Here is a 20,494-nt window from a genome sequence, read left to right as displayed (position 1 = left end):
CGTTTCAGGAGACCCACCCGATGAATTCCGTGATTCCCATCATCCCCATAGCGGCGACAAACCCGATCGACATCCAGTCGCTCGTGCAGCCCGACCGCGTGCACAAGCGCGTCTACACCGACCCCGCCATCTTCGAGCTGGAAATGGACCGCGTGTTCGGCCAGGCCTGGCTCTACGTCGGCCACGAAAGCCAGGTGCCCAGGCCCGGCGACTACTTCACCACCCGCCTGGGCCGCGAGCCCGTGGTGATGGTGCGGCACACCGACGGGCAGGTGCACGTGATGTTCAACCGCTGCCCGCACAAGGGCGCCAAGCTCGTGCCCGACGGCAGCGGCAGCGCCGGCAAGTTCCTGCGCTGCCTGTACCACGGCTGGACCTTCAAGTGCGACGGCAGCCTGCTGTCGGTGCCGCTGCGCAGCGGCTACGAATGCACCGCGCTCGACCTGAAAGACCCGCAGTACGGCGTGCGCAAGGTGGCGCGCGTGGCCACGCACCGCGGCTTCGTCTTCGCCAGCCTGTCGGCAGAGGGGCCTGAACTGCAGGAGTTCCTGGGCGGCGTGGCCACGTCGCTGGACAACTTCTGCGACCGCGCGCCCGAGGGCGAAGTGGAAGTGGCCGGCGGCGTGCAGCGCGTGATCCAGCGCAACAACTGGAAGATCTTCTTCGAGAACCTGCACGACACCATCCACGCCGTGGCCACGCACGAGTCGTCGTGGCGCGCGGCCAAGGAAGAGCACGAGGCCATGCCGGCCGGCACGCCCAAACCCTTCGAGGTGGTGATCGTCGACGGCAACGGCGAGCCGCTGGAGTTCTGGGAAAAGCTGGAGCTCAAGGGCTACGACCACGGCCACGGCTTCATGGAAGGCATCTTCGTGCCGCCGACCGACCCGGTGAGCCTGGCCTACGTGGCGTCGCTCGAAGCCGCGAAGGGGCCCGAGCGCACCGACGAGATCCTGCGCGTGAACCGGCACAACACCATCGTGTACCCGAGCTGTTCGCCGCACACCTCGTTCCAGCAGATCCGCGTGATCCGGCCGTTGTCGGTGGATCGCACGCTGGTCGAGATCTTCAGCTTCCGGCTCAAGGGCGCGCCCGAGGCCACCTTCCAACGCACGCTCAAGTACACCAACATCGTCAACTCGCCCTCCTCGAACGTGATGCCCGACGACCTGGAGGCCTACAACCGCGTGCAGGAAGGCCTGGGCTCGGACGGCGGCGACTGGGTCAGCATGCATCGCGCGGCCGGGCGCGACCAGCCGCTGCCGGGCGGGCGCGCCTCCAACGGCAACAGCGAGATGCCCTCGCGCAACATGTTCGCGGCCTGGGCCGGGTACATGGGTGTCGACACGGGCACCAGGACAAACGAACACGCCGGGAGCGCCGAATGAACTTCCGCGACTGGAACGAACAGCAGGACCTCACCCAGTTCCTGCACCACGAGGCGCGCCTGCTCGACGAGCACCGCTGGGACGAATGGCAGAAGCTCTTCACGCCCGACGGGCTGTACTGGGTGCCGCTGGTGCACGGCCAGGCCGACCACCTCAACCACGCCTCGCTGTTCTGCGAGGACGCCCTGCTGCGCTCCATGCGCGCACGGCGGCTCGAACAGGCGCGCGCCTACTCGCAGCAGCCGCCCACGCGCACCGTGCACGTGCTGGGCAACATCGCGCTCGAATCACGCGAGGACGCGGCCTGCACCGTGCGCTCGACCTTCCTGCTGCTGGAGTGGCGCAAGACGGAACAGCGCACCTTCGGCGGCAGCGTGCTGCACACGCTGCGCCGCGCAGACGACGGCTGGCGCATCCAGACCAAGCGCATCGACCTCGTCAACTGCGACGCGCCGCACGAAGCCCTGCAGGTGTTCCTGTGAAGGCCGCACTACTGGCGATGCACTACCAGAACGACGTGCTGCACGTCGACGGCAAGGTGCGCGTGGGCGTGGCCGCCGACGACCCCGCGCGCCCGCGCCTCATCGCCTCGGCCGCGCGGCTGATCGCCGGTGCGCGCGCCAACGGCGTGCCGGTGATCTTCGTGCGCATCGCCTTCGCGCCCGACTACGCCGACTGCCTGCGCAACTGCACGCTGTTCCGGCGCGTGGCCGAGAGCGGCGCGGTGCAGGAAGGCAGCTGGGGCGCCGGGTTCTACGACGAGCTCGCGCCCCGGCCGGGCGAAGCGGTCGTCACCCACAAGCGCAACAACCCCTTCTGGGCCAGCGGACTCGAAGAGGCGGTACGCGCCACCGGGGCCAGCCGCCTGTACTTGGCCGGCATCGCCACCAACCATGTGGTCGAGCATGGCGCGCGCCATGCGAGCGACCTGGGCTACGACGTGGCGGTGGTCGCCGATGCCTGCAGCACCGCGCAGGCGCATCTGCAAGCGGCCAGCCTGGAGACCCTGGCGATGCTCGCGGACGTGGTCCGCGTGGACGAGGCCGTCGCACAGATGGGAGGCCGGCCATGACGACGCTGCAAGGCAAGGTCGCGATCGTGACCGGTGCCGCGGCGCTGCTCGGCAGCGCCATCGTGCGCGCCTTCGTGCAGGCCGGCGCGCGGGTGGTCGCGGTCGACATCGACACGGCGCGCGGCGCCGCGTTGGCAGCCGATGTGGGTGCGGGTTGCCGCTTCGTCACCTGCGACATCGCCTCGGACGACGCGCTCGATGCGCTCGTGGCCGGCGTGCTGGGCGCCGAGGGCCGCATCGACTTCCTCGTCAACAACGCGGTGGTCTACGGCGACGCGGGCCTGGACGCCGCGCGCGCCGACTGGCTGGGCGCGCTGAACGTCAACCTCGTCTCCGGCGCGATGCTGGTGCAGAAGAGCGCCGACGCGCTGGCCGCGCACGGCGGCGCGATCGTGAACATAGGAAGCGTCGGCGGCAAGTTCGGCGCGGCGGGACGGGCGTTGTATCCGGCGGCCAAGGCCGCCATCCTGCAGCTCACGCGCAACCAGGCCGCCACGCTGGCGCCGCACGGCGTGCGGGTGAACTCGGTGTCGCCGGGCTGGACCTGGTCGGACGCGCTGTCGCGCATGACGAACGGCGACCGCGCGCGGGCCGACCGTGTCGGCGCGCCCCTGCACCCGCTGGGCCGCGTGGGCGACGGCGACGACGTGGCGCAGGTGGTGCTGTTCCTGTGTTCGGACGCGGCACGCTTCGTCACCGGCGCCGACATCCCGGTCGACGGCGGCTTCTCGATGCTGGGGCCGGACCAGGGTCGGTCTGCGCGCGACTGGTTCGAGGCGTAGCCGCCGCTCTCAGCGGCGCGATTGCCGCAGTGCACCCGGCGTGCCGCCCAGATGACGGCGGCACAGGCGCACGAAGTGCGAGGCGTCGGTGAGCCCGACGCGCAGGCCGATCTGCGCCACGCTCAGGCGATCGAAGCGCGCATCGGCCAGCATGCGCTGCGCCACCTGCATGCGGCAGGCGGCCAGCGCGTTCGCGAAGGTGGTGGCGCCGTCCCCGGCCCCGTCCGCCAGGCAGCGATGCAGGCTGCGCTCCGAGATGCCCAGCCCCTGCGCCACGGCCGCTGCCGTGAGGCCCGGCTCGGCATGCCGCTCGCGCGTGGCATCGAGCACGCGCCGGCACAAGGCGGCGCGGCTCCCCTCGTCTGGCATGGCCATGCCGCCGGCCGGACCGAGCGCCAGCGCCAGCAGGCCGCCGAGCTGGTCGGCCAGCAACGCCGCCGGCAGCGGCGGCTGTGCGGCCACCTCGGGCGACAACGCCCGGGCAAAGCCGCTGAGCGCCGCGCCCCACCCGCTGTGCCCGTCGATGCGGCGCGCCACGTGGTCGCCGGCATCGGGCAGCCACGACTCGAGCCACGCGGTCGGCAGCTCGATCGACACCGTGTCGGCCGACTGCTGGAAGTGAAAGGCATAGCAGCGCCGCGAATCGACCAGCACCGCGTCGCCGGGCAGCAGCCGCGCCGAGCGCTCCTCCTGCACCGTGACCCAGGGCGAGTCGGCCTTGCACAGCAGGTAGTAGTAGTTCTGGCGGCTGTGGGCGATGGCGCGGCGGGTGCGATACACGTCCTGCGCACTGCCGCGCACCCGGTTCACGTGCAACGGCCCGAGCGGGGCGGAGGCGAGCCAAGCACCGAAGCTGCCGCCGATGGCCGGGCTGCTCACGTCCATCTCCAGAAAGCCCTCGCAGACCGCGCCGATCCAGTAGTCCAGCCGCTGCGGCGGCGGCACCGCGTCGGTCGACCAGGTGTGGATCGCTACAGAGGCTGCGGCAGCTGCAGGAGTGGCGGCGGAGGTCATCCCCTCAACATAGCCAGCCCGGGCCCGTTTGCCAAGCGGGTATAGACGCCCTCCGACGCCGCGCCGCGCGGGTGCCCGGCACAATGGCCGGCTTCTTTCTCTCTCCAACCGCACACGCACGAAGGGTCGGCACACATGAGCAAGCAAAGCGATTTCGGATTGATCGGCCTGGCCGTGATGGGACAGAACCTGGTGCTGAACGTGGAAAGCCGGGGCTTCCAGATCAGCGTCTACAACCGCACTGAAGCCACCACCGAAGCCTTCATTGCCGCCAACCCGGGCAAGCAACTGGTGGGCGCGAAGACGCTCGAGGCATTCGTCCAGAGCCTGGCCAAGCCCCGCAAGATCCAGATCATGGTGAAGGCCGGCGCGCCGGTCGACCAGGTGATCGAGCAGCTCATTCCGCTGCTCGACAAGGACGACATCGTCATCGACGGCGGCAACAGCCTGTACACCGACACCGAACGCCGCGACACCTACCTTGCAAGCAAGGGCCTGCGCTTCATCGGCGCGGGCGTGTCGGGCGGCGAGGAAGGCGCGCGCAAGGGGCCGTCGATCATGCCGGGCGGGCCGCTGTCGACCTGGGAGGTGATGAAGCCGATCTTCGAGAGCATCGCGGCGAAGGTGGACGGCGAGCCGTGCGTGATCCACATCGGCCCGGGCGGCGCCGGCCACTACGTGAAGATGGTGCACAACGGTATCGAGTACGGCGACATGCAGCTCATCTGCGAGGCCTACAGCCTGTTCAAGGCGGCCGGGTTCACGACCGACGAGATGGCCGCGATCTTCAATGAATGGAACGAAGGCGAGCTGCAGAGCTACCTGATCCAGATCACCGCCAAGGCGCTCGAGCAGAAAGACCCGGAGACGGGCCAGCCGGTGGTCGACGTGATCCTCGACAAGGCCGGCCAGAAAGGCACGGGCCAGTGGACGCTGCTGAACGCGGCCGAGAACGCGGTGGTCATCAGCACCATCAACGCCGCCGTGGAAGCGCGCGTGCTGTCGTCGCAGAAGAAGGCGCGCGTCGCGGCGAGCCAGCTGCTGCACGGGCCGGTGTCCACGCTGTCGATCGAGAAGAAGGCGCTGGTGGCCAAGGTGCACGACGCGCTCTACGCGTCGAAGGTCATCAGCTACACGCAGGGCTTCGACCTCATCCAGACGATGGGCGAGAAGAAGGGCTGGAAGCTCGACCTGGGCGGTATCGCGTCGATCTGGCGCGGCGGGTGCATCATCCGCGCGCGCTTCCTCAACCGCATCACCGACGCCTTCCGCCGCGACGCGGCGCTGGGTAACCTGATGCTCGACCCGTTCTTCCAGGACCTGCTGAACCGCACGCAGCAGAACTGGCGCGAGGTGGTGGCACTGGCCGTGACGCAGGGCATTCCGGTGCCAGCATTCAGTGCCTCGCTGGCCTACTACGACAGCTACCGCACGGCGCGCCTGAGCGCGAACCTGCTGCAGGCGCAGCGCGATTTCTTCGGGGCGCACACGTACGAGCGCGTGGACAAACCCGAGGGCCAGTTCTTCCACACAGACTGGCCCGAAGTTATTGAATAAGGCTCGCGCCCCTCAACCGGCATCGGCCAGCCAGTCGCGCACCGCACTGACCGACTGCGCCAGCGGCGCAGTCGCATCCACCGTCAGCACGCCCGCCTCGCCCATGGGCGATTCGAGCGTCGCAAACTGATTGGCCACGAGGCTGGCCGGGAACATGTGCAGCCCGGCACCTGCACGCGCGGCCACGCGGCGCTCGGCTTCGGCGCGGTCGATCTGCATGAACACGAAGCGCAGACCCGGCGCGGCCGCGCGCAACTGGTCGCGGTAGCTGCGCTTGAGCGCGGAGCAGGTCATCACGGCGCCCTGCGGCGCGGCGGCCAGCGCCTGGCCCAGCGTGGCGAGCCATCCGGCACGGTCGGCATCGGTGAGCGCGATGCCGCGGCTCATCTTGTCGACGTTGGCCTGCGGATGGTGGTCGTCGCCCTCGATCAGCGGCAAGTCGAACGCGGTGGCCAGCGCCGCGCCCATGCTGGACTTGCCGCAGCCCGAAACCCCCATCACCACGAGCCAGACCCTGTTCATGCGCACCCTTGACCTTGTGACCTTGTGTTGAAACCGATTGGCGCGCCGAGGCCGGCACACGCGGTCACGAATCTACCGCGTCGGCGACCCACCGGGATGGACTGGATTCGGTTCGCAAGCGTGCCGCCCTTCCCTGCCTTGCCCTTGCGCGCCCGGTGGGCGGAAGGCTCTCGTCGAAACGCCAGGGCCTGCCACGGATCAGATGAGATGCCAGCGCCGGCTGTGCTGCCCCTGCTTCGCGAACACGTGTGCAAGGTGCTTCTTGACCGTGTTGACGCTGATGCCGAGCCGCTCGGCGATCTGCTTGTTGGTCATGTCCCGGTGCATCAGCGACAGCACCTCGTCCTCCCGTGCGGTCAGCCGGATGGCCGGGGTTGTTCCACAGGACGCCTGCCGCCTGCCGATGGCCCTGGATCGCAGCACGGACAGATACAGGGCCTGCAACACCGGCCCCGGGAAGCCCAGGATGCCCGCGAGCACGGCATCCAGCGATTGAGCGAGCTGCTCCGCACTCGAAGTCCACTCGACGCTGCCGCACGCCTGGCTCCGGATCGCTGCATCCAGGCCCGGCAGGGAAGGCTCGTCCCAGCCGAGGAGCCAGTCGGTGGAGGGAAAGCGGCTGCGCAGATCGTCCAACCTGTTGACGCTCTCCGGCGCAATCAACGCGATGTCCACCAGCAGCAAACGAGGCGTCGGCGGCCGGCAGCAGACTTCCAGGTCGCAGAGGCTGCCCATCTGCGCGTACGCGATCTCGTACATCCGCCCGGCCCGCTGCCGCGAGGCCAGCAGGCCCAGCCCGAAGTGCGGTGATGCGCGGCTGGGGCCGGTGGCGACCAGAACCGGCACACGGAGGTCGGCCACCGGGCGCGGGATGTCGAGGAACGCCGGCTGAAACCAGTCCGATGCCAGCAGCGCGGGTGGCGCGAATGGCGACAGGGGACGCAAGCCTTGCATGAACGGCGGCGGATCTGCGTTCCACGCAGGCTCCAGCCCGGCAGACGACAGGGGGACTTGTTCCATGGTTTCCCTCCGAGTTGCTCATTGGGAGGCATCTGGTTCGTCATGATAAAGACCACAAATTCTTGCCAAAAGGTCTTCAGCCTTCGCAAGGTATCAAAGGGTAAGGGGCGCGATCGGCCCGGCACATCACCCTCCGGGTGACAACTTTTATCCTATGGACAGGGCGCGGGCCGGCGGTTCAGCATCCCTCTCTGCTGATGTGTGAACGTGGTTGATCGCCAGCGCATGCAGGTCAATCGGGAGCACTGATTCCAGTCGGCGCATCTTTCCAACCAAGGAGTTCCCATGGCTGCGCTAAACCTGACGGACGGCTCAACCGTCACCCTGGATGAATCCGCCAATTTGCAGAACCTTGCCGCTACTCCCGCTGCTGCCGGCGACAGTAACGACAATGACATTTCCGCGAGTTCGCTGCCGGCCGCCTTCAGCGCCCGCCTGACGGCCCAAGGCGCAGGCACCGCCATCAACGCGGCGCTGAGCGGCTACAACGGAACCAATACCGGCACCAACGCCTTCACGTTCAGTGTGACGGGCACGGTCACCGACATGTCCTTCACGGACGCGAACGGCGCGCCGCTCAATGGCCTGGACAGCGGCCTCAACACCGCCGACGGCGAAGACATCTTCCTGTACACCGACACGACCAACAACAACGTCGTCTACGGGAAGACCGCCCTCAACGTCGTCGTGTTCGCCGTCTATCTGGAGGAAACGGGAAGCCCGGTGACCGGCGCCAAGATCTGGACGGTCCAGTATGAAGCGATCTCGAACCCCGACGCGGCCAACGCCGACGATCCGGTCGACCTGACGGACAAGGTCTTCGTCAGCGTCAGCCAGGATACGGAGTTCAACCTGGCGGACGCGCCCTCCGGCCAGAACCTGTTCCTGATGTTCACGACGGACAGTCCGACGATCGTCAACGGCCGGATTTCCAACGTGTCGATCATCGCGACCGGCAAGGACCCGGCCAACCAGTCCGGTGCCAACCCCAACAGCACCGCCGACGACATCAACATCACGACCGGCGACACGATCAACACCAGCAAGGCAGGCGGGCCGACCACGTTCGGCACCAACAGCCAGATGATCACCGAGCAGGAGGGCATCCGCTTCAGCTTCGTGACCGGCGCCAGGGCGGACGTCACCATTCCGAACCTGGACCAGAACGAGGCCGATCTGGAATCGAACATCGACTTCACCGGCATGTTCGGTGCGAGGACTGCCGACTTCGACGTCGTGCAGTTGCAAAGCGGCAAGAGTGCCCAGGTCAAGATCTCCGCCTTCAGCACGGCGGTGGAGTCCGGCAACAGCTTCATCGATGGCTATGCGAACGACGCGGTGATCTCGATCACGAGCGTGCGCGTGCTCAACTCCGTCACCGGGGCGGTGCTCGAAACCTTCTCGAACGGCACTGAGGGCGCACTGAGTTCGTCTCTCTCCATCAGCATCACCGGCGGCGTCGCGACCATCACCGGCGTCCTGGCCGGCCAATCGATCGAATACACGACGTCGGCGGACCACAACCGCGTGCTCATCGAGAACGGGGCGGCCCACAATGCCTCGGGCAACACCCACGCGGACTTCGACATCGGGGGCTTCCGGCTGCTGAGGTCGTCCACCGCCACGGCGGAGATCGGCTCGCAGATGATTTTCGAGGACGACGGACCGAGCATCGTGGTGGCCGACACGGCGCCACCTGATGCGCTGACGGTGGACGAGACCGTGCTGGCCACCAACGCGTCGGCCAGCTTCGCCGACAACTTCTCCAGCACGCCGAGCTACGGCGCGGACGGCGCGGACACGACCACCAGCGCCTACGCGCTGAGCCTGAAGACCAGCGGCGCGGACTCCGGCCTGGACGACGTGGCCACCGGCAACAGCGTGTTCCTGTTCCTCAACGCCTCGGGCGTCGTCGAGGGGCGCCAGGGCACGGATGCCGCGGCGGCAGCCACGGGCGACATCGTGTTCACGGTGAGCGTCAGTGCCACCGGCACGGTCACGCTCGACCAGTTGCGCGCCATCGTGCACCCGAACACCACCAACCCGGATGACTCGAAGACGCTCGCCGCGGCCGACCTGATCGTGCTGACCCGCACCGACACCATCACCGACAGGGATGGCGACCAGAACACGGGATCGGATTTCCTGAACATCGGCCAGGCCCTGAACTTCGAGGACGACGGACCGAGCATCGTGGTGGCCGATACGGCGCCCCCTGATGCGCTGACGGTGGACGAGACCGTTCTGGCCACCAACGCGTCGGCCAGCTTCGCAGACAACTTCTCCAGCACGCCGAGCTACGGCGCGGACGGCGCAGGCACGACCAGCAGCGCCTACGCGCTCAGCGTCAAGAGCGCGGGCGTCGCCTCGGGCCTGGTCGACACGCTCAGCAATCAGAGCGTGGTGCTGACCCTCACCGCCGGCGGCGTCGTCGAAGGACGCACGGCCGGCAGCGGATTGCTGGTCTTCACCGTCAGCGTGGATGCCGCCGGCACGGTCACGCTCGACCAGTTGCGCGCCATCGTGCACCCGGACACCACCAACCCGGACGACTCGAAGACGCTCGCCGCAGCCGACCTGATCGTGCTGACCCGCACCGACACCATCACCGACAAGGACGGCGACCAGAACACCGGCTCGGACTTCCTGAACATCGGACAGTCCCTGAACTTCGAGGACGATGGCCCGAGCATCGTGGTGGCCGACATCGCGCCCCCTGATGCGCTGACGGTGGACGAGACCGTGCTGGCCACCAATGCGTCGGCCAGCTTCGCCGACAACTTCTCCAGCACGCCCACCTACGGCGCGGACGGCGCAGGCACGGTCACCAGCGCCTACGCGCTGAGCGTGAAGAGCGCGGGCGTCGCCTCGGGCCTGGTCGACACGCTCAGCAATCAGAGCGTGGTGTTGACCCTTACCGCCGGCGGCGTCGTCGAAGGACGCACGGCCGGAAGCGGATTGCTGGTCTTCACCGTCAGCGTGGACGCCTCAGGCACGGTCACCCTCGACCAGTTGCGCGCCATCGTGCACCCGGACACCACCAACCCGGACGACTCGAAGACGCTCACCGCGGCCGACCTGATCGTGCTGACCCGTACCGACACCATCACCGACAAGGACGGCGACCAGAACACGAGCTCGGACTTCCTGAACATCGGTCAGGCCCTGAACTTCGAGGACGACGGACCGAGCATCCTGGCCCGCACCGATCTCATCTACGCGAACACCAGCAACCCGTCGCCCGGCGGGACCGGCACCTTCGACTACGAGATCGGCGCCGACGCGCGGTCGAGCTACAGCGTCTCCAACTCCGACTTCTCGGCGATCACGCTGACCGGTACGGTGGGTAACGCGGCGATCACCAGCCCGACGGTGACCTGGTCCTCCGAGACTTCGACGGGCGCCTCGTTCGCCGTGAGCTTCAGCTACAAGCCCGACCCGGGCTCGGCCACCACCACCAACGCCACCGGCACGCTGAGTTTCGACAAGGTGAACGGCACCTACTCGCTCACGCTGAATGCGCCCATCGCGGGCTTCAACACCGTCTCGACCGGCCAGGCCCTGGGCTTCACCGGCTACACACTGGGCACACAGACGGTCGATCAGACGCAGCCCGACGTGTCGGTGGCCCAGTTGAGCAGCAACTTCTTCGTGCAGTTCACCGGCTACAGCGAGCCGGGCGGCGGCACCGGTGCCAACAACATCCAGTCGCTCGCCCCGGCGGACCCGTTGGGCACGGCCAACGGAACCGCCTTTGTGAACGGCGAGCTGTTCAAGCAGGCAGGAACGTGGGTGAGCGTGTCCAACCTGGCCAACGGCGTGGCGGGCGACACGATTCAACAGGGTGAAGTTCTGGACCTCGACTTCTTCGCCGCGAACCCGTTCGGCATCACGACCGCGACGCCGACCACGCAGGCCGCCGGCATGTTCCTCAAGTTCGACGGCATCGGCAGCGAAGACCTGGTGCTCGTGCTCAAGCTGGTGGACCCGGACGACGGCAGCCGCACGACGAAGGCCATCATCATCGACAACGCCGACATCATCAAATCCGGCGGCACCATTCCAGCCCCGTACAGCATCTCGCTCGACAACAACGACGGCGCGGTGATCATCGAGTCGAACGACTTCAACACCGGCACCGAGAACTACGTCATCGAAGGTGCGCAGTTGCTGGTGTCGACCGAAGGCGTGACGGGCACGGCCATCAACCTCAATGCGCTGACCGGGGCCGGCGGCGGCAGCACCACGTTCCAGGAATTCACGGGAACACCCGGCACGGCCAACCCCGAGGCGGCCACGTCCGACAACGACGTCATCAAGATCTCGGACATCGGGTTCGTCACCCTCAACAGCGGCCAGCTCGACGCCAATCTGCAGTTCTCGCTGGCGGTCAAGGACGCCGATGGCGACGCCACCGCGACGCAGGTGCTGGACGTCGGCATCGTCGGCGGCACCGCCTTCACCGGCGGTGCGGATGACGAAGCGATCCAGGGCGGCGCGGGCAACGACACGCTGACCGGCGGGCTGGGCAAGGACACGCTCACCGGAGGCGGCGGCAACGATGTGTACGACTTCAACGCCGTTGCCGAGAGCCCTGCGGGTGCGAACAGGGACGTGGTCTCCGGATTCACGAGCGGTGCGGACAAGATCGACCTGTCGGGCATCGACGCCATTTCGGGCAACGCGAACGCGAACGATGCCTTCAGCTACCTGGGTGGTGCGGCGTTCACCAACGTGGCCGGACAGCTGAGGTTCGACGTCGCCACCCAGACGCTTCAGGCCGATGTCGACGGCAACGGCGGCGCCGACTTCGAGGTGCAACTGGTGGGTGTCGTGGCGCCGCCGCTGCTGAGTGACCTTGTCGTGTAGGCGAAGGCGTGGCGTTGAAGCGGGGGCGGCCCCATGCGGACCGCCCTCGTCCGGGTGATCGATCTCGAACAAGCGAGGTGGTATGAAGCCTCCGGAAAAGTCGGGCGAATTGCGGCAGGCCGTGACAGCGCTCCACCCCTGCTTCGTGCGGGCGGCCTGGTTCAGCGTGTGCGCCGGCCTCCTGCTGCTGGCGCCGAGCGGCTACATGCTGGAGGTGTACGGGCGCGTCCTGAACAGCCGCAACACGCTCACGCTGGCCATGCTGACCCTGCTGGTCCTGGCCGCCTACGGCCTCATGGAAGTGCTCGACTGGGCACGCGCGCAGGTGATGTACCAGGCCGGGCAGGCGCTGGATCAGAAGATGCGCAACCGCGTGTTCGTCGCCGTCTTCGATGCGGGTCTCATGCGCTTGCCGGGCGGAACCGTGCAGCCGCTCAACGACCTGCGGACCTTGCGCGAATTCCTGTATTCGCCGCCGTTGCTGGCGCTGATGGAAGCGCCGGTGTCGCTGGTCTTCGCCGGGCTGATGTTCGCCATCAGCCCGGTGCTGGGCTGGTCGGCCGTCGTGGGCTCGCTGCTGCAGGTGTTTGTCGGCTGGATCAACGACCGCAACACGCGCCCGTCGCTGGTGTCGGCCAATCGATGCGCGATCGAGGCGCAGCAGTACGCCGATGCCGTGCTGAGAAATTCGCAGGTCATCGAGTCGATGGGCATGCAGCAGGACGTCCATCGCCGCTGGATGCACAAGCGACGCGATTTCCTGCAGCGCGAGGCCGTGGCTTCGGACCACGCCGGAACCGCGCAGGCCGTCAGCAGGTTCCTGCAGGTCACCACGGGTTCCCTGCTGCTCGGGCTGGGTGCCTGGCTGTTGCTGAAGAACCAGCTCCACGGCAACGCCGGCCTGATGGTGGTCGGCTCGATCCTGGGCGGCCGGGCCCTGGCGCCGCTGGTGCAGCTCGTGACGCAATGGCGCGTGGTGGTCAACGCCTGCGATGCCTGGCAGCGCCTGGACAGCCTGCTGACCGCCATCGCCCCGAGACCGGACACGATGCCGCTGCCGCCCCCCAAAGGCGCACTGCAAGTCGAAAGCCTCGTGGCCGGCGCTCCGGGGGGCACCGGTCCCGCCCTTCTGAAGAACGTGGCCTTCAGCCTGGCACCCGGCGAGGTGCTGGCCGTCGTGGGTCCCTCCGCCGCGGGGAAAACGACCCTGGCGCGCCTGCTCGTCGGCCTCTGGCCGGCGGCGAGCGGCAAGGTGCGGCTGGACGGCGCCGACGTGTTCGCGTGGGACAAGAGCGAGCTCGGCCCGCACATCGGCTACCTGCCCCAGGACGTGGAATTGCTCGAGGGCACGCTGGCCGAGAACATCGCACGCTTCGGGGAGGTGCGGCCCGCCAAGGTCAAGGCGGCCGCATTGGCCGTCGACCTGCACGCCAGCATCACGAACCTTCCGCTGGGCTACGACAGCCCGATCGGACCCGAAGGGACCGTGCTGTCCGGCGGGCAGCGGCAGCGTGTGGCATTGGCCCGCGCGATCTATGGCGAGCCCGCACTGGTGGTGCTCGACGAACCGAATTCGAGCCTCGACGACGCCGGGGACGCCGCATTGGCGGCCGCCATCCTGAACCTCAAGGCGCGGGGCACCACCTTCGTCGTCATGACGCACCGCACCGGCGTGCTGGCCGTGGCGGACAAGATGCTGGTGCTGAGCGACGGCGCCATGCAGGCGTTCGGCCCCCGCGACGAGGTGCTGGCCGCGCTGCGGCAAGCCGGCGATCAAGCCGCGGATCGCGCGCGCAAGGCGGCCAACAGCGCGGCATCGCGACGGCGCGATGCCGGCAACGCCGCGAACATCGCGCTTCAGGCGCACCCACGGCCATGAAGACACCTGCGCCCTTCCACCGCGGCGAACTGGGACGCGCGCTCTGGGGGTTCCGAAGGGAGCTCCTGTTCGTCGGCGCGTTGAGCTTCCTGAGCAACCTGCTCATGCTCGCGCCGACCATCTACATGCTGCAGATATTCGACCGTGTGCTGGCCAGCCAGAGCGAGATGACCTTGCTCGCGGTGTCCCTGATCACGCTGCTTCTTTTCGGGACGCTGGCCTTGTCGGAATGGCTGCGCTCGCGCCTGCTGGTGCGGGCCAGCCTGCGCTTCGAGCGGCAGCTGAGCACACGGGTGTTCAACGGGAGCTTCCGGGCCTATCTCGGCCAGTCGGCGTCCGTCGCGCCCAGGCCGTTCGCCGACCTGAGCCAGATCCGCCAGTTCCTGACCGGCCAGGGCATCTTCGCGCTCTTCGACGCACCCTGGACGCCGATCTACATCGCGGTGATCTTCGTTCTGCATCCCTGGCTCGGCGTGCTGGCGCTGGCGTTCGCCCTGGTCCAGGCCGCGCTGGCCTGGTTCGGACAGCGGCGGACCGTCGCGCCGTCGGAGGCGGTCCTGCAGGCCACGGGCCAGACGATGAGCGAGCTGCAGAGCAAGCTTCGCAACGTCGAAGTGCTGGAATCGATGGGCATGGTCGCCGCGCTGCAAGCGCGCTGGAACCGCCAGCATGCGGCCTGCATGGACAAGAGCACTCGCGCGCAGGGCCTGATCCATCGCGTCGCCGGCTGGAGCAAGTTCATCCGCTACAGCCAGCAGTCGCTCGCACTGGGAGCAGGCGCGCTCCTGGTCATCGACGGCCAGTTGTCGCCGGGCGCCATGATCGCGGCGAACGTGCTGATGGGCCGTGCCCTGGCGCCCATCGACCTGCTGCTCGGCGCGTGGCGGGGCTTCGTCTCCTGCCGTTGCGCGTTCCAACGCCTGGACAGGCTGCTGGCCGACTTCCCCGAGCAGCCCCCTGCCCCCTCCCGCGCCGCACCCACCGGCCAGATCAGCCTGCAGGGCGTCTTCGCGGGGGCCGCGGGGCGCGCGACGCCGATCCTGAAGAACGTTTCGTTCGCGATCCCCGCAGGCACCGTGGTCGCGGTGCTGGGACCTTCCGGCTCCGGCAAGTCCACGCTGGTGAAGGTGATGGTGGGAATCTGGGCCGCCACCCGTGGCGCGGTGCTGCTCGACGGTGTGCCGGTCCGGGACTGGAACCGTCTCGAACTGGGTCCGCATCTTGGCTATCTGCCGCAGGACGTCGAGTTGTTCGGCGGCTCCATTGCCCAGAACATTGCGCGGCTCGGCGAGGTCGACTCGCGCAAGGTCATCGAGGCAGCCTGCGGTGCAGGCCTGCACGAGACGATCCTGCGCTTCCCCCAGGGCTACGACACCCTTATCGGGGATGCAGGCCACCTGCTGTCCGGCGGGCAGAGGCAGCGCATCGGACTGGCCCGGGCGCTCTACGGCGATCCGTCGCTCATTGTTCTGGATGAACCGAATGCCAACCTGGACGATGCCGGGGAAGCCGCGCTGCTGCGCGCCATCCGGGCGTTGAAGGCCAAGGGAAAGACGGTGCTCCTGGTGACGCACCGCCAGGGTGTGGTGGGCGTGGCCGACCGCCTCATGGTCCTGAGCGATGGCGAATTGACGGCCGATGGACCCCGCGATGCCGTGCTCGCGTCTCTTCGCCGACCTGCGCCTGTCGTGCGGCCGGCGGCCCTGGTGCAGTCGGCTTGATCCCGGCGCCGTCCTGTTCGCGATTCATCCCGGAGGGAGCTCCAAATGGTCCAGCCCAACCTTCTCAGAAACCTGACTTCTCCCCCTTCGCCGACCGAGGACGACCGGTCGCGGGATGCCCATGCCCAGGGCTTCGGAACCGAGTTCGGACGCGCAGGACGGATCGGCGCCTGGGCCCTTGCCGCCGGATTCGGCGGGTTCGTGCTGTGGGCTGCGTTGGCCCCGCTCGACGAGGGCGTGCCCAGCCAGGGGCTGGTCTCCATCGATACGAAGCGCAAGGCGGTGCAGCACCAGATCGGCGGCATCCTCAAGGAGGTGCGGGTCGGCGAAGGCGACCAGGTCCAGGAGGGCCAGTTGCTGTTCAAGCTCGACGACGCCGCAGCCAGGGCGAGCTTCGAGGCCGTGCGGCAGCGCTACCTCGGGTTTCGCGCCATCCAGAGCCGCCTGCTGGCCGAACAGGGGGGACGCGACACCATCGACTTCCATCCAGACTTGCAGGCCGCTGCCACGGACCCGTTGATCCGGCAGCAGATGTTCAACCAGGAGCAACTGCTCCGGTCGCGCCGCGCCGCCTTGCGCGCCGACCTGCAGTCGATCGAAGAGAACATCCAGGGCCAGCAGGCACTGTCTCAGGCCTACGCCAGCATGCTGAGCAGCCGCCGGACCCAGCTGTCGCTCCTCGGCGAGGAACTGACCCAGACGCGCAAGATGGTCGCCGAAGGGTATGTCCCGCGCAATCGCCGGCTGGAGATGGAACGTCAGGTCGCGGAATCGAGCACCTTCATTGCCGAACTCATCGGCAACACGGGCCGGGCCCGGCGGTCGGTCGCGGAGCTTCGCCAGCGCGCCATTGCCAGGCAGCAGGAGTACCACAAGGAAGTGGAGACGCAGCAGGCCGAAGTCAGCCGTGAGGTGCTGGCCGACTTCGAGAAGTTCGTCGCGCTGCGGGACGAGCTGGGCCGCACCGAGATCCGCTCGCCCGCTTCGGGTCAGGTGGTGGCACTGGTGGCGCAGACCGTGGGCGGCGTGATCGCGTCGGGGCAGAAACTGATGGACGTGGTGCCCGCCAACGAGCCCTTGCTGCTCGAGACGCGGGTGCCGCCGCACCTGATCGACCGCATCCACGCCGGCATCCCGGTGGACGTGCGTTTCTCGAGCTTCGCCCATTCCCCGCAGCTCGTGGTGCAGGGCCAGCTGGCTTCGGTCTCCGGCGATCTGTTGACGGACCCCCAGACCAACACGAGCTACTACCTTGCGCGGGTGACCGTGACGCAGGAGGGCCTGCGAAAGCTGGGCAAGCGTTCGCTGCAGCCGGGCATGCCGGTCGAAGTGGTCTTCAAGACCGGGGAGCGCTCGCTGCTCGTGTATCTCCTGCATCCGCTCACCAGGCGCATCGCCGCCGCCATGACGGAAGAATGACCCGTGAAAAAAACCGCGCTGGCATTCGCTGCTGCTGTTGCGGCCGTCGCCGGTCTTCTCGGGGGGCCGGCCTGGTCGCTCGACCTGTCCCAGGCGTATGGGGAAGCACTGGAACAGGACGCGACGATCCGGTCGGTGCGGGCCGCCACGGATGCGCGGCGCGAGCGCCTGCCGCAGGCCCGCGCGCAACTGCTTCCCAACCTGTCGGCCAGCGTCTCGCGCCATCGGAACTGGCTGGACAGAACGTCGCCCGACGGCTCGGGGCATCTCGTCACCGCCAACCTGCGCTACACCAGCAGCAGCGAGGCGCTGACCTTGAGGCAGCCTCTCTTTCGCATGTACCAGATGGCCGACTACCGCCAGGCGCAGGCGCAGGTCGACGATGCCGAGGCCATTCTTGAACGCGAGCTGCAGAACGTCGGCGTCCGGGTGAGCGGCGCCTATTTCGAGGCGCTGCTGGCCGAAGAGCATCTCGCGCTGGTGCTCGCGCAGAAGACGGCCTACACGACCCAGCTCGATGCCGCGCAGAAGCGGCTCGGCACGGGTTTCGGCACGCGCACCGACATCGACGAAGCACGCGCGGCCCTGGACCTCAACGTGGCGCAGGAACTGGAGGCGCGCCAGAACCTCGACTTCACACGCAGGCAACTCCAGAGCCTGGTCAATCGCCCGATCGACAGGCTCGCGCCGCTGGACCCGTCCCGGATGCGGCTCGTTCGGCCGGCGCCCGACCGGGTGGAAGACTGGATCGCGCAGGCCGAACTCAACAGCCCGGAACTTCGGTCGCTCGCCGCCCAGGTGGAGGCCGCCAGGCACGAGCTGGAGAAGGCACAGGCGGGCCACTACCCGACCCTGGACGCCATCGCGCAGTGGTCCCGCAACGACAGCGACACGGTCACCAGCATCAAGACCCGCTACACCAACCGGTCCATCGGCGTGCAGCTCAACATTCCTCTGTATTCGGGCGGCTACGTGAGCTCCACCGTGCGGCAGGCGCTCGCGGGCCAGCAGCGGGCCGAAGAGACCCTCGAGGCGCTGCGCCGCGACCTGGGGGTGCGGCTGCATCGCGAGTTCCGCGGCGTGACCGAAGGCGTCCTGAGGGTCAAGGCCCTGGAACAAGCGGCGCGTTCCGCCGAGCAGGTCGTCCTCTCGAACCAGCGCTCGTTCGAGGCCGGCAGCCGCACCCTGCCTGACGTGCTGAACGCGGAACATCTGAAGGTCTCCGCCCAGCGTGATCTGGCGCAGGCCCGCTTCGTCTACCTGCTGTCGCGCATACGGTTGCAGGCCCTCGCGGGCGGCGCCAAGGCCGATGTCATCGACGAGATCAACGGCTGGCTCGCGCACTGACGGCGGCGGTGATCCGGACCGGCAGGCCGGCGACGCGCAAGCGCCACACACTCAGAACAGACTGCCCTGCCCTCGCGCGCCGGGCGGGCGGAAGGCCCCGGTGTCCAGCGCAATCCGCTCACGGTTGAAACCCAGCCGGCTCGTCGCCTTGTGGAAACGCTGGTGGATCAGGTCGGCCCACAGGCCGGCCCCTTTCATGCGCGTGGCGAAGTCGGCGTCGTAGTCCTTGCCGCCGCGCATCTCGTGGATGCGCGCCATGACGCGGTCGGCGCGCTGCGGGTAGTGCAGTTCGAGCCATTCCTTGAAGAGCGGTGCCACCTCCCACGGCAGCCGTACCACGGTGTAGAAGGCGCTGCGCGCGCCGGCCTCCCAGGCGGCCTCGAGCACCTGTTCCATGTCTTCGGTGATGAACGGAATCTGCGGCGCCACGCTCACGCCCACCGGCACACCGGCCTCGGCCAGGGTGCGGATGGTGCGCAGCCGTCGATGCGGCGCGGCGGCGCGCGGCTCGAGCTTGCGCGCGAGTTCGCCGTCGAGCGTGGTCACGGTGACGTACACGGCCGCGAGCCGGTCGGCCGCCATCGGCGCGATCAGGTCGAGGTCGCGCTCGACCGCGCTCGACTTGGTGATCAGCGCGAACGGGTGGCGCACTTCGCTCAGCAGCTCGATCACGCCGCGCGTGAGCCGCAGCTCGCGCTCGATGGGCTGGTAGCAGTCGGTGGCCGTGCCGATGGCGAGGTTGCTCGGTCGGTAGCTCTTGCGGCCGAGTTCGGCGCGCAGCACCTCGACGAGGTTGCGCTTTGCGATCAGCTTGGTCTCGAAGTCCAGGCCGGGCGAGAGGTTGAGGTAGCTGTGCGTGGGCCGTGCAAAGCAGTAGATGCAGCCGTGCTCGCAGCCGCGGTACGGGTTGAGCGAGCGGTCGAAAGGAATATCGGGTGAGTCGTTGCTGCTGAGCACCGACTTCACGTCTTCGAAGCGCACCTCGGTCGCCAGCGGGAGCAACTCGGCAGCATCGGCCGCGCCGTCTTCCAGCGTGCCCCAGCCGTCGTCGAAGGCGTTGCGTTCGTCCTTGGAGAAGCGGTGCGCGAGTCGCGTGGCTGCGCCGCGGCCCTTGATGATGTGGATGGGAACTTGGGCGGCGGGCATGGCGGATCCTTGGAAGGAAACAGGAGACAAGTAGGAAACAAGGCAAACAACTGTTTATTCATACAGTATTTCACTTTTGATCCAGCCGTGCAGGATTTTTTATTTCTGTCTTGACAGAAATTTAGGAATTTCTAAACTCGACGCCATGGAACTCACCGACATTCAACGCAAGTTCGTCCTGCACTGGGGCGAGATGGGCTCCATGTGGGGCGTGAACCGCACGGTCTCGCAGATCCACGCCCTGCTCTTCGCGCACGGCAAGCCGATGCACGCCGAAGAGCTCTCGGAAACGCTGGGCGTGGCCCGCTCCAACGTCAGCAACAGCCTGAAGGAACTGCAGGCCTGGAACCTCGTGCGCGTCACCCACACGCTGGGCGACCGGCGCGACTACTTCGAGACCAGCGTCGACGTGTGGGAGCTGTTCCGTACCGTGGTGCGCGAGCGCAAGGAGCGCGAGTTCGACCCCACCATCCGCGTGCTGCGCGAGATCGTCGCCAGCCCCGATTTCCAGAAGGAGCCCGCCGATGCGCAAGACCGCATCCGCTCCACCATGGACCTCATGACCAAGCTCGCCACCTGGGCCGACGAGATGCTGCGGCTGTCGCCCGGCACGCTGGACAAGGTGCTCACGCTCGGCGCCAGCGTGCAGAAGTTCGTGCGTGGCGACACCGCGCCCGCCGCCGGCAAGGGCGACGACCCGGACGCGCACCACGCCAGCCTGCCCATGATCTGAGCCTCCTTTTTTTGCCCTTCTATTT

Annotated in this window: 15 protein-coding genes; 11 read left to right on the top strand and 4 right to left on the bottom strand. The window is 67.9% G+C overall.

The features are described 5' to 3' along the window. Positions 1-20 precede the first annotated feature (20 nt). The 4 genes from D3H34_RS24310 to D3H34_RS24295 are packed head-to-tail and all read left to right on the top strand — an operon-like array spanning position 21 to position 3,242. Entirely contained in the window at positions 21-1,388 is a 1,368-nt protein-coding gene (locus D3H34_RS24310) for an aromatic ring-hydroxylating dioxygenase subunit alpha (RefSeq protein WP_119556808.1), read from the top strand. Then, a complete protein-coding gene (locus D3H34_RS24305) occupies positions 1,385-1,870 on the top strand; it encodes an aromatic-ring-hydroxylating dioxygenase subunit beta (protein WP_119556807.1) in 486 nt (161 codons plus the stop codon). The genes D3H34_RS24310 and D3H34_RS24305 overlap by 4 nt, the downstream gene beginning before the upstream one ends. Further along, positions 1,867-2,460: a cysteine hydrolase family protein gene (locus tag D3H34_RS24300; RefSeq protein ID WP_119556806.1), complete on the top strand. Its 594-nt coding sequence runs from the start codon at positions 1,867-1,869 to the stop codon at positions 2,458-2,460. Before D3H34_RS24305 ends, D3H34_RS24300 begins: the two co-directional genes overlap by 4 nt. Next, positions 2,457-3,242, top strand: coding sequence for an SDR family oxidoreductase (locus tag D3H34_RS24295; protein ID WP_119556805.1), 786 nt, complete (start codon positions 2,457-2,459; stop codon positions 3,240-3,242). The genes D3H34_RS24300 and D3H34_RS24295 overlap by 4 nt, the downstream gene beginning before the upstream one ends. A gap of 9 nt (positions 3,243-3,251) precedes the next feature. Here D3H34_RS24295 and D3H34_RS24290 read toward each other — a convergent pair whose 3' ends face one another. Beyond that, the gene (locus D3H34_RS24290; protein WP_119556804.1) at positions 3,252-4,256 is read right to left on the bottom strand and encodes an AraC-like ligand-binding domain-containing protein; all 1,005 of its coding nucleotides are present in this window, start codon (positions 4,254-4,256) and stop codon (positions 3,252-3,254) included. A 135-nt stretch (positions 4,257-4,391) separates the two neighbouring features. Between D3H34_RS24290 and gnd the strand changes: the two genes are divergently transcribed. Then, a complete protein-coding gene (gene gnd / locus D3H34_RS24285; protein WP_119556803.1) occupies positions 4,392-5,813 on the top strand; it encodes a decarboxylating NADP(+)-dependent phosphogluconate dehydrogenase in 1,422 nt (473 codons plus the stop codon). Between the two features lie 12 nt (positions 5,814-5,825). Here gnd and D3H34_RS24280 read toward each other — a convergent pair whose 3' ends face one another. Both D3H34_RS24280 and D3H34_RS24275 read right to left on the bottom strand, forming a co-directional pair. Then, positions 5,826-6,335 (bottom strand): gluconokinase, encoded by a 510-nt coding sequence (locus D3H34_RS24280; protein WP_286186176.1) that lies wholly within the window; start codon positions 6,333-6,335, stop codon positions 5,826-5,828. A gap of 198 nt (positions 6,336-6,533) precedes the next feature. After that, positions 6,534-7,355, bottom strand: coding sequence for a response regulator transcription factor (locus tag D3H34_RS24275; protein ID WP_119556801.1), 822 nt, complete (start codon positions 7,353-7,355; stop codon positions 6,534-6,536). Positions 7,356-7,640: 285 nt separating this feature from the next. On the opposite strand from D3H34_RS24275, the gene D3H34_RS24270 reads away from it, so the two are divergent. The 5 genes from D3H34_RS24270 (at position 7,641) to D3H34_RS24250 (ending at position 18,590) form a co-directional block, all read left to right on the top strand. Continuing rightward, complete coding sequence (locus D3H34_RS24270; protein ID WP_147400481.1) at positions 7,641-12,224, top strand: DUF5801 repeats-in-toxin domain-containing protein; 4,584 nt, start codon at positions 7,641-7,643, stop codon at positions 12,222-12,224. Between the two features lie 82 nt (positions 12,225-12,306). Further along, entirely contained in the window at positions 12,307-14,103 is a 1,797-nt protein-coding gene (locus D3H34_RS24265) for a type I secretion system permease/ATPase (RefSeq protein ID WP_119556799.1), read from the top strand. After that, positions 14,100-15,824, top strand: coding sequence for a type I secretion system permease/ATPase (locus D3H34_RS24260; protein ID WP_119556798.1), 1,725 nt, complete (start codon positions 14,100-14,102; stop codon positions 15,822-15,824). Before D3H34_RS24265 ends, D3H34_RS24260 begins: the two co-directional genes overlap by 4 nt. A 45-nt stretch (positions 15,825-15,869) precedes the next feature. Beyond that, a complete protein-coding gene (locus D3H34_RS24255) occupies positions 15,870-17,243 on the top strand; it encodes an HlyD family type I secretion periplasmic adaptor subunit (RefSeq protein WP_119556797.1) in 1,374 nt (457 codons plus the stop codon). A gap of 3 nt (positions 17,244-17,246) precedes the next feature. After that, on the top strand, positions 17,247-18,590 hold the full coding sequence (locus tag D3H34_RS24250) for a TolC family outer membrane protein (RefSeq protein WP_119556796.1): 1,344 nt from the start codon (positions 17,247-17,249) through the stop codon (positions 18,588-18,590). 51 nt (positions 18,591-18,641) lie between these two features. On the opposite strand, the gene D3H34_RS24245 is transcribed toward D3H34_RS24250, so the two are convergent. Then, positions 18,642-19,736, bottom strand: coding sequence for a PA0069 family radical SAM protein (locus D3H34_RS24245; protein WP_119556795.1), 1,095 nt, complete (start codon positions 19,734-19,736; stop codon positions 18,642-18,644). Positions 19,737-19,881: 145 nt separating this feature from the next. Between D3H34_RS24245 and D3H34_RS24240 the strand changes: the two genes are divergently transcribed. Continuing rightward, on the top strand, positions 19,882-20,469 hold the full coding sequence (locus tag D3H34_RS24240; RefSeq protein WP_119556794.1) for a GbsR/MarR family transcriptional regulator: 588 nt from the start codon (positions 19,882-19,884) through the stop codon (positions 20,467-20,469). The last annotated feature ends 25 nt before the right edge of the window (positions 20,470-20,494 follow it).

The sequence above is a fragment of the Acidovorax cavernicola genome, from assembly GCF_003581445.1.
Note: the sequence above shows the minus strand (reverse complement) of the source record. Positions and strands in the feature narration are given on the sequence as shown.

What these genes read in the sequence shown, in the direction of transcription:
- D3H34_RS24310 (WP_119556808.1), top strand. Translation starts at nt 21, where the DNA reads ATGAATTCCGTGATTCCCATCATCCCCATAGCGGCGACAAACCCGATC.
- D3H34_RS24305 (WP_119556807.1), top strand. Translation starts at nt 1,385, where the DNA reads ATGAACTTCCGCGACTGGAACGAACAGCAGGACCTCACCCAGTTCCTG.
- D3H34_RS24295 (WP_119556805.1), top strand. Translation starts at nt 2,457, where the DNA reads ATGACGACGCTGCAAGGCAAGGTCGCGATCGTGACCGGTGCCGCGGCG.
- D3H34_RS24290 (WP_119556804.1), bottom strand. Translation starts at nt 4,256, where the DNA reads ATGACCTCCGCCGCCACTCCTGCAGCTGCCGCAGCCTCTGTAGCGATC.
- gnd (WP_119556803.1), top strand. Translation starts at nt 4,392, where the DNA reads ATGAGCAAGCAAAGCGATTTCGGATTGATCGGCCTGGCCGTGATGGGA.
- D3H34_RS24280 (WP_286186176.1), bottom strand. Translation starts at nt 6,335, where the DNA reads ATGAACAGGGTCTGGCTCGTGGTGATGGGGGTTTCGGGCTGCGGCAAG.
- D3H34_RS24275 (WP_119556801.1), bottom strand. Translation starts at nt 7,355, where the DNA reads ATGGAACAAGTCCCCCTGTCGTCTGCCGGGCTGGAGCCTGCGTGGAAC.
- D3H34_RS24270 (WP_147400481.1), top strand. Translation starts at nt 7,641, where the DNA reads ATGGCTGCGCTAAACCTGACGGACGGCTCAACCGTCACCCTGGATGAA.
- D3H34_RS24265 (WP_119556799.1), top strand. Translation starts at nt 12,307, where the DNA reads ATGAAGCCTCCGGAAAAGTCGGGCGAATTGCGGCAGGCCGTGACAGCG.
- D3H34_RS24260 (WP_119556798.1), top strand. Translation starts at nt 14,100, where the DNA reads ATGAAGACACCTGCGCCCTTCCACCGCGGCGAACTGGGACGCGCGCTC.
- D3H34_RS24255 (WP_119556797.1), top strand. Translation starts at nt 15,870, where the DNA reads ATGGTCCAGCCCAACCTTCTCAGAAACCTGACTTCTCCCCCTTCGCCG.
- D3H34_RS24245 (WP_119556795.1), bottom strand. Translation starts at nt 19,736, where the DNA reads ATGCCCGCCGCCCAAGTTCCCATCCACATCATCAAGGGCCGCGGCGCA.
- D3H34_RS24240 (WP_119556794.1), top strand. Translation starts at nt 19,882, where the DNA reads ATGGAACTCACCGACATTCAACGCAAGTTCGTCCTGCACTGGGGCGAG.